Raw genomic sequence first — 6,677 nt, 5'->3', positions numbered from 1 at the left:
ATCTGGAGGGACGGGTCCGTGAGGGTGCGGGTCAGGCGGGCCCGGGTGCCGTCGCCGGAGAGCTGCCAGCGGGTGAGGGTGTTCGGGGCGTTGTGGGCGACCCGGAGGGTGCCGTCGGCGGAGAGGTCGAGGCCGTCGGCGGCCTTGAGGTCGCCGCCGGTCAGGGCGACGCGGCTGATGGCGCCGCTGCCGAGGTCGACGCGGTGGAGTTCGCCCGCGGTCATGTCGACGGCCAGCAGGTAGCGGCCCGCCGGGTCCGAGACGATCCCGTTGAGGGCGACGCTGCCGGCGGGCGCCGGGGAGATGTGCCCGCTCAGGTCGTAGGCCGGCGTCAGGGCGCCGGAGCCGGCGCGGAGCTGGGCCGGGGTGACCCGGTAGATCACCGGGCGGAAGCTGTCCGTGAGGTAGGCCGTGCCGTCCGGGGTGATGGTGAGGTCGTTGATGAAGCGCGGGCCGGTGCCCGGGACCTCGAAGTGGGCCAGCCGCGCCCCGGTGCGGGTGTCGTACACCGCGACCCCGCTGGTGGAGTCGGTGACCCACAGCCGGCCCCGGGCGTCGACGCGCAGGCCGTTCGCCGTGTGCCGGCCGTCGGTGCCGGAGGGGAGGAAGACCTCGGCGGTGCGGGCTCCGGGGCGGGCGCGGTAGACGGTGCCGTCCGCGTACGAGCCGACGTAGACCGTGCCCGTACGGGAGTCGGCGGCTATGCCCTCGGGGTAGACCTTCTCGCCGGGCAGCGCGAACGCCGTCGAGATGCGGGGCGCCGAGGAGGACGGGGAGGCGGCGGCCAGGGTGAGGGCGGCCGACGCGGCGAGGACGAGGGCGAGCGGCTTGGAGGCGTGAGACAGCTTCGGCATGGGTGAGCCCTTTGGTGTGGGTGAACTCTTTTGAGTGAGTGTGCTCGAAGAGTAGTTAGAGGTCTAATGATTGGCAAGGGTCGTAGGATGCCCGCATGACCTCCATGCCCCCCGAGGAGCGCATCGGCGCGCACGTCAAACGCGCCGAACAGGCACTTCTCGCGGCGAAGAACACCGCCCTCAAGCCGGCCGGGGTGACGGTTCCGCAGTACGCGGCCCTGCTGTGGCTCGCCGAGAAGCCGGGGATCTCCGCCGCCGCCCTGTCCCGGCTCTGCGGGGTCACGCCGCCGACGATGAACACCGTCCTGAAGAACCTCCAGGAGCGCGGGTTCATCGAGCGCACCCCCCACGAGTGGCACCGCAACGTGCTGGAGACCCGGCTCACGGAGGAGGGCCGCACCGTGATGGAGCAGGCGGACACCGGTGCCGTACGGGTGGAGCGGGCCCTCGCCGCGGCCTTCTCCGCCGAGGAGCGGGAGCGGCTCATCGCGCTGCTCGGGCGCTGCGCCGAGGTACTCGACACCCTGAAGTGAACGCCCGGTCCGGTCCCGGCAACCGGAAGTTCCGCCCGTGTTTTTGCGCGGAATCGGAACTTTCCAGGACACTCGCACATCAGGACCAGTGGATGTCCAGCCGCTCTGCCCCGCCCCGGGGCAGCCATGACCGTTCGGAGCGAGTCCGTGCACGAGTACCCGCAGCAGTCGTCGTCCGGCCCCGAGCCCGAGCCGGAGCGGGAGCCGGGGCGGGAGCCGGGGCGCGGCCGGTCCCGGCGCGCGGTGTGGATCGGCGCGGGCGTCGCCTGCGCGCTGCTCCTGGGCGGCGGTGGCTTCGCCGGCTGGAAGAACGACTGGTTCTCCGGCAACGGTGAGACCGTCAGCTTCGGTACGACGACCACCCCGGCCACCACCCCCGCGGCCGGCGCCGGGCAGAAGTCCCCGGCCGCCGAACCCGCGGCCCCGCCCAAGCCCACCGGTGACCCGGACGTGCTCATGCCGTCCGGCCCGAAGTCCGACTTCAAGCAGACCACCAAGCTCGACGACGGCACCGTCATAGCCAAGACCCGCCTGGCGGGCGCCAAGTCCGGCTTCGAGGGCGACGTCTGGGTGTGGGCCCCCAAGGAGTACGACGACCCGAAGTACGCCAAGAGCGCCTTCCCGGTCCTCATCGCGCTCCCCGGCGGCAACGGCTTCCCGTCGAACTACTGGGCCGACCGGAGCCTCGGCCTGCAGAAGGCCATCACCGAGGGCGTCGAGGCGGGCACCAGCCTGCCGTTCATCGTGATCATGCCGGTGCTCAACCCGGACAACAAGTACTACTACGACGGCGCCGACATACCCGGCCAGCCCAAGATGGGGACCTGGATCGCCGAGGACGTCCCGGACTTCACCCGCGCCAATTTCCGTACGTACAAGTCCCGCGACGGCTGGGCCTTCATGGGCTCCTCCTCCGGCGCCTTCGTCGGCATGAAGACCGTCCTGCAGTACCCGGACCGCTTCAAGGCCGTCATAGCCAGCGGCGGCGAGATCACCCCCGACTCCCCGCTCTGGAAGGGCCACCAGGCGGAGATGGACGCGAACAACCCCGAGAAGCTCGCCCAGAAGCTGATCGAGACCAATGGCCCGGAGGTCTACATCAACTTCCAGGTCGGCACGAAGGAGACCGGCAAGGACCGGATGACGAAGTTCGTCCGCGAGTACGGCAAGGGCCCCGTCAAGACCACCATCCGCGACATCCAGAACGGCGAGCACAACGGCTGGCACTACGTGCGCGGCATGAAGGAGGGCTCGCTGGAATGGGTCAGCAAGGTCCTCAAGGCCCCCAGGCCCGAAGCCGGCTGATCCCCGCCCCGTCCGCCACGCGGCCCCCGCCCCGTCCGCCACGTGGCCCCCGCCACGTCGCCCCGGTCCCAGGCAACCCCTACGGTCGTTGACACCTCTGTACTGGTGTCAAGGGGGACCTATCGGTCCGACCCGCGTCCAACCAGGGCGCCGGAGAAGGAACGGGAACAAATCCGTGCAGTATGACCAGCAAGGCGACGGCGGCCCCACGACCAAGGGCGGCCGTCGCCCCCAGCGCCTGCGCCAGGGCCTCATCGGCGGCGCGGTCGCGCTCGTCCTCGCCGCCGGGGGCGGCGCGGCCTACACCTTCGGCCTCTTCTCGGACCTGGGGGATCCGGTGTCGTTCGGGCAGATCCAGGAGTCGGCGGCCGCGGAGGACATCCGTCCGGGGGTGCTGATGCCCACCGGGCCCAAGGCCGAGTTCCTGCGCGCGGGCAAGCTGGCCGACGGCACGCAGATCGCCATGACCACGCTGACCGGGCAGAAGTCGGGCTTCACCGGCGACGTGTGGGTGTGGGCGCCCAAGGAGTACGACGAGCCGAGGTACGCCAAGAGCGCCTTCCCGGTGCTGATCGCCCTGCCCGGCGGCCGCGGCTACCCCAAGAACTACTGGGGCACCGGCCCGGGCCTCGGCCTCCAGCAGGCCGTCATCGACGGGGTCAAGACCGGCACCAGCCTGCCGTTCATCCTCGTCATGCCGGTGATCAACGCCGACACCAAGCACCACTTCGACGGCTCGGACATCCCCGGCCAGCCCAAGATGGGCACCTGGATGGCCGAGGACGTCCCCGATTTCGCGAAGGCCAATTTCCGCACGTTCACCTCCCGCGACGGCTGGGCCTTCATGGGCTCCTCCTCCGGCGGCTTCGGCGCCTTCAAGCACGTGCTCAAGTACCCCGAACGCTTCAAGGCGGTCATCGCGAGCGGCGTCGACATCGTCCCGGATTCCCCGCTGTGGAAGGGCCACCAGGCGGAGATGGACGCGAACAACCCCGAGAAGCTGGCCGAGAAGCTGATCAAGGACGGCGGTCCGGACGTGTACGTGAACTTCCAGATCGGCACCAAGGAGAGCGGCCGGGAGCTCGCCGAGGGGTTCATGCACGAGTACGGGAAGGGCCCCGTGCACACCCGCCTCCAGGTGATCCAGGATGGTGAGCACAATGGGAAGTCGTACGTACGTGGCATGAGGGAGGGCTCCCTGGAGTGGATCAGCAAGGTGATGCAGGGACCGACGCCCGACCCCGGCGCGGGATGAGCCCGGTGGTGAAGGGGGCCTCGGCCGCGGTCGCCGCCGGGATCGCGGCGGTGTGCGCCGTCGTGTTCCTCAAGGCGTCCGTCGAGCAGTCCGTGCACCCCTTCCCCACCGTCGGCGTGCTCATGGCGAACGGGGAGCACTGGTGCACGGCGAGCGTGGTCGACAGCCCCCGGGGCAACGTCGTCGCGACCGCCGCGCACTGCGTCGCCCCGGCCGGCGAGGACGGGCAGCCGGGCGAGGTCGCCCACGACGGCCTCGCCATCGGCGAGCTCTCCTTCGCCCCGGCCTTCTCCGGCGAGGGCTCCGGCACCCAGCCCCTCGGGGTGTGGAAGGTCCGCTCGGTCCACGTCGACGAACGCTGGACGAAGTGGGGCGACGAGACCGCCGACTTCGCCTTCCTCACCATCGAGCCCGACGAGGACGGCCGCAGCCTGCAGCAGCGGACCGGGCAGGGCGAGGCGCCGAAGCCCGACTGGACCTCCGGGTACGAGCGGGACGTCACCGTGATCGGCTACCCGGAGTCGGAGCACAACCCGCAGAACAAGCCCGTCTCCTGCACCACCCAGACCCGCCACGACACGGACGACCCCGACATGCTCTACATCAGCTGCTCGGGCTTCTGGACGGGCACCAGCGGCAGCCCCTGGATCGCGGACCGCGGCGGCACGGGCCAGCCGGGCCGGCTGATCGGGGTGCTCAGCGGCGGCGACACGGACGTGGACTCCACCGCCGCGCTCTACGACGAGAAGGCCAAGGCCCTCTACGAGCGGGCGGCCCGCGGCTGACGCGTCGGCCCCGACGGGCGCTACTTCTTGCGCTCGGTGCTGACGATCACGACCACCGCCACCACCACGATCGCCCCGCCCAGCAGGATCGGCCAGGTCAGCGCCTCGTCGAGGATCAGCGCGCCGAGCGCCACCGCGACGACCGGATTGACGTACGCGTACGTGGACACGAGCGAGAGCGGCGCCGACTGGAGCAGCCACGCGTACGCGGTGAAGCCGACCACCGACCCGATCAGCACGAGGTAACCCAGCGCCACCCAGGAGGCGGTGGAGAAGGAGCCCGGGTCGAGGCCGTGCTGCTCGCCGCGCAGCAGCCCCACGAGGATCCCGCCCACCCCGCCCGCCAGCATCTGGTAGGCGCTGCCCGTGAAGGGATTGTCCGGCAGCGGCAGCTTCGACCCGGAGAACGAGCCCAGCGACCACAGCACCGCCGCGAACAGCACCAGCAGCACCCCCGACAGCCGGACCTCGCCGCTCAGCCCGGGACTCGTCAGCACCGCCAGCCCCGCCAGGCCCACCAGCACCCCGGCCAGGGTGCGCAGCGGCGGCCGGTCCCCGGTGGCGGCCCGCAGCACCACCACCCACATCGGCACCGACGCCACCAGCAGCGCGGCCAGCCCCGAGGGCACCGAGGTCTCGGCGAGGACCACCAGGCCGTTGCCGCCCAGCACCAGCAGCAGGCCGACCACGACCGCCGAGCCGAGCTGCCGCCGGGTGGCCCTGAGCGCGGCCGGACCGTAGCGCAAGGCGACGATTCCGGCCAGCACCAGGGAGGCGGTGATGAAGCGGGTCCCGGCCGAGAGGAAGGGCGGCATGGTCTGCACGACGATCCGGATGCCGAGGTAGGTCGAGCCCCAGACCACGTACACGAGGCCGAGGGCCAGCCACACGGCGCCGGTGACCCGGCGCTGCGGGGCGGCCGTGGGCGCGTTCTCCAGGGGGGTCGGGGTGCTCATGGCCGGATCCTATGGTCGTTGGCCGCTGCACGCTTCCCGGTTGTCTCAGCCCTTGAGCAGGCCGTTCACCTCGCCGTACGGGAGGGAGTGCGCGAGGGAGGCGTAGGTGCCGCCGGAGTACAGCTCCTCGGCGGCGCGGCGGGCGACGGCGTACGCGGCCTCGGCCACCCAGGAACCCAGGCTGAGCCGGGCGACGCCGAGGGCGCCCAGCTCGGCGACCGGCGGGGCGTCGGGACCGGCGAGGACGTTGAGCGGGGCGTCGATGCCCTTGGCCAGCTGGGCGAGGAGGGCGGGGTCGGTGACGCCGGGGACGAAGATGCCGGAGGCACCCGCGGCGAGGTAGGCGGCGGCGCGGGCCAGGGTCTCCTCCAGGCGGCTCTCCGGCGCGCCGAGCCCGCGCAGGTACGTGTCCACGCGGGCGTTGACGAAGAGCGGGACCCCGGCGGCGTCGGCCGCGGCGCGGGCGGCGGCCAGGCGCTCGGCGTGCTCGGCGGGGGAGCGGTCGCCGTCCTCGATGTTCACGCCGACCGCACCGGCGGCGAGCACCCCGGTGACGGTCTCCCCGACGGCGGCGGCGTCGGCGCCGAAGCCGCCCTCGATGTCGGCGGTGACGGGGACGGAGACGGCGGCCGCCACGCGGGCGATCAGGTCCAGGGCCCGGTCCCGGGCGAGGGCGTCACCGTCGGGGGACCCGAGGGACCAGGCGACGCCGGCGCTCGTGGTGGCCACGGTGGGGGCGCCGGCGGCCTCGACGATGCGGGCGCTGGCGACGTCCCAGGCGTTGGCGAGGGCGAGGGGGGCGGTGGGGGTGTGCAGGGCCGCGAACGCGGTGGCCTTCGCCACGAGGTCAACTGTGGTGGTCATGGCCCCAGTCCAGCAGACGGGCCGGGCCCGGGTCTGGCGGATTTCCGACATGGTCCCCGTCCCGCGCGGCGCCGTTGCCGGGGGCCGGCCCCCCGCCCCCCCCCCCGCAAACCCCCGCGAGGCTG

Annotated in this window: 7 protein-coding genes; 4 read left to right on the top strand and 3 right to left on the bottom strand. The window is 72.4% G+C overall.

Features of this window, described 5'->3' with window-relative positions; all coding sequences use genetic code 11:
* Positions 1 to 854 (bottom strand): SMP-30/gluconolactonase/LRE family protein (locus tag ACFV0Q_RS36325; RefSeq protein WP_385011502.1); only part of this gene is annotated, 854 nt, incomplete at its 3' end.
* 95 nt (positions 855 to 949) lie between these two features.
* Between ACFV0Q_RS36325 and ACFV0Q_RS36320 the strand changes: the two genes are divergently transcribed.
* The 4 genes from ACFV0Q_RS36320 (at position 950) to ACFV0Q_RS36305 (ending at position 4,732) form a co-directional block, all read left to right on the top strand.
* A complete protein-coding gene (locus ACFV0Q_RS36320) occupies positions 950 to 1,387 on the top strand; it encodes a MarR family winged helix-turn-helix transcriptional regulator (protein ID WP_385011500.1) in 438 nt (145 codons plus the stop codon).
* Positions 1,388 to 1,513: 126 nt separating this feature from the next.
* On the top strand, positions 1,514 to 2,692 hold the full coding sequence (locus ACFV0Q_RS36315) for an alpha/beta hydrolase (RefSeq protein WP_385011498.1): 1,179 nt from the start codon (positions 1,514 to 1,516) through the stop codon (positions 2,690 to 2,692).
* A gap of 175 nt (positions 2,693 to 2,867) precedes the next feature.
* Positions 2,868 to 3,947 carry an alpha/beta hydrolase gene (locus ACFV0Q_RS36310; protein WP_385011496.1) on the top strand — a complete coding sequence of 360 codons (1,080 nt, stop codon included), beginning with the start codon at positions 2,868 to 2,870 and terminating at the stop codon, positions 3,945 to 3,947.
* Complete coding sequence (locus ACFV0Q_RS36305; RefSeq protein ID WP_385011494.1) at positions 3,944 to 4,732, top strand: trypsin-like serine peptidase; 789 nt, start codon at positions 3,944 to 3,946, stop codon at positions 4,730 to 4,732. The genes ACFV0Q_RS36310 and ACFV0Q_RS36305 overlap by 4 nt, the downstream gene beginning before the upstream one ends.
* A 20-nt stretch (positions 4,733 to 4,752) precedes the next feature.
* Here the strand turns inward: ACFV0Q_RS36305 and ACFV0Q_RS36300 are convergent, their stop codons facing one another.
* Both ACFV0Q_RS36300 and ACFV0Q_RS36295 read right to left on the bottom strand, forming a co-directional pair.
* The gene (locus ACFV0Q_RS36300) at positions 4,753 to 5,688 is read right to left on the bottom strand and encodes an EamA family transporter (RefSeq protein ID WP_385011492.1); all 936 of its coding nucleotides are present in this window, start codon (positions 5,686 to 5,688) and stop codon (positions 4,753 to 4,755) included.
* A gap of 45 nt (positions 5,689 to 5,733) precedes the next feature.
* The gene (locus ACFV0Q_RS36295; protein WP_385011490.1) at positions 5,734 to 6,552 is read right to left on the bottom strand and encodes an isocitrate lyase/phosphoenolpyruvate mutase family protein; all 819 of its coding nucleotides are present in this window, start codon (positions 6,550 to 6,552) and stop codon (positions 5,734 to 5,736) included.
* Positions 6,553 to 6,677 lie beyond the last annotated feature (125 nt).

Origin of the sequence: Streptomyces sp. NPDC059564 (assembly GCF_042735575.1) — a bacterium.
In the GTDB taxonomy this organism is placed as follows: Bacteria; Actinomycetota; Actinomycetes; order Streptomycetales; family Streptomycetaceae; genus Streptomyces.
Note: the sequence above shows the minus strand (reverse complement) of the source record. Positions and strands in the feature narration are given on the sequence as shown.

What these genes read in the sequence shown, in the direction of transcription:
- ACFV0Q_RS36315 (WP_385011498.1), top strand. Translation starts at nt 1,514, where the DNA reads ATGACCGTTCGGAGCGAGTCCGTGCACGAGTACCCGCAGCAGTCGTCG.
- ACFV0Q_RS36300 (WP_385011492.1), bottom strand. Translation starts at nt 5,688, where the DNA reads ATGAGCACCCCGACCCCCCTGGAGAACGCGCCCACGGCCGCCCCGCAG.
- ACFV0Q_RS36320 (WP_385011500.1), top strand. Translation starts at nt 950, where the DNA reads ATGACCTCCATGCCCCCCGAGGAGCGCATCGGCGCGCACGTCAAACGC.
- ACFV0Q_RS36305 (WP_385011494.1), top strand. Translation starts at nt 3,944, where the DNA reads ATGAGCCCGGTGGTGAAGGGGGCCTCGGCCGCGGTCGCCGCCGGGATC.
- ACFV0Q_RS36295 (WP_385011490.1), bottom strand. Translation starts at nt 6,552, where the DNA reads ATGACCACCACAGTTGACCTCGTGGCGAAGGCCACCGCGTTCGCGGCC.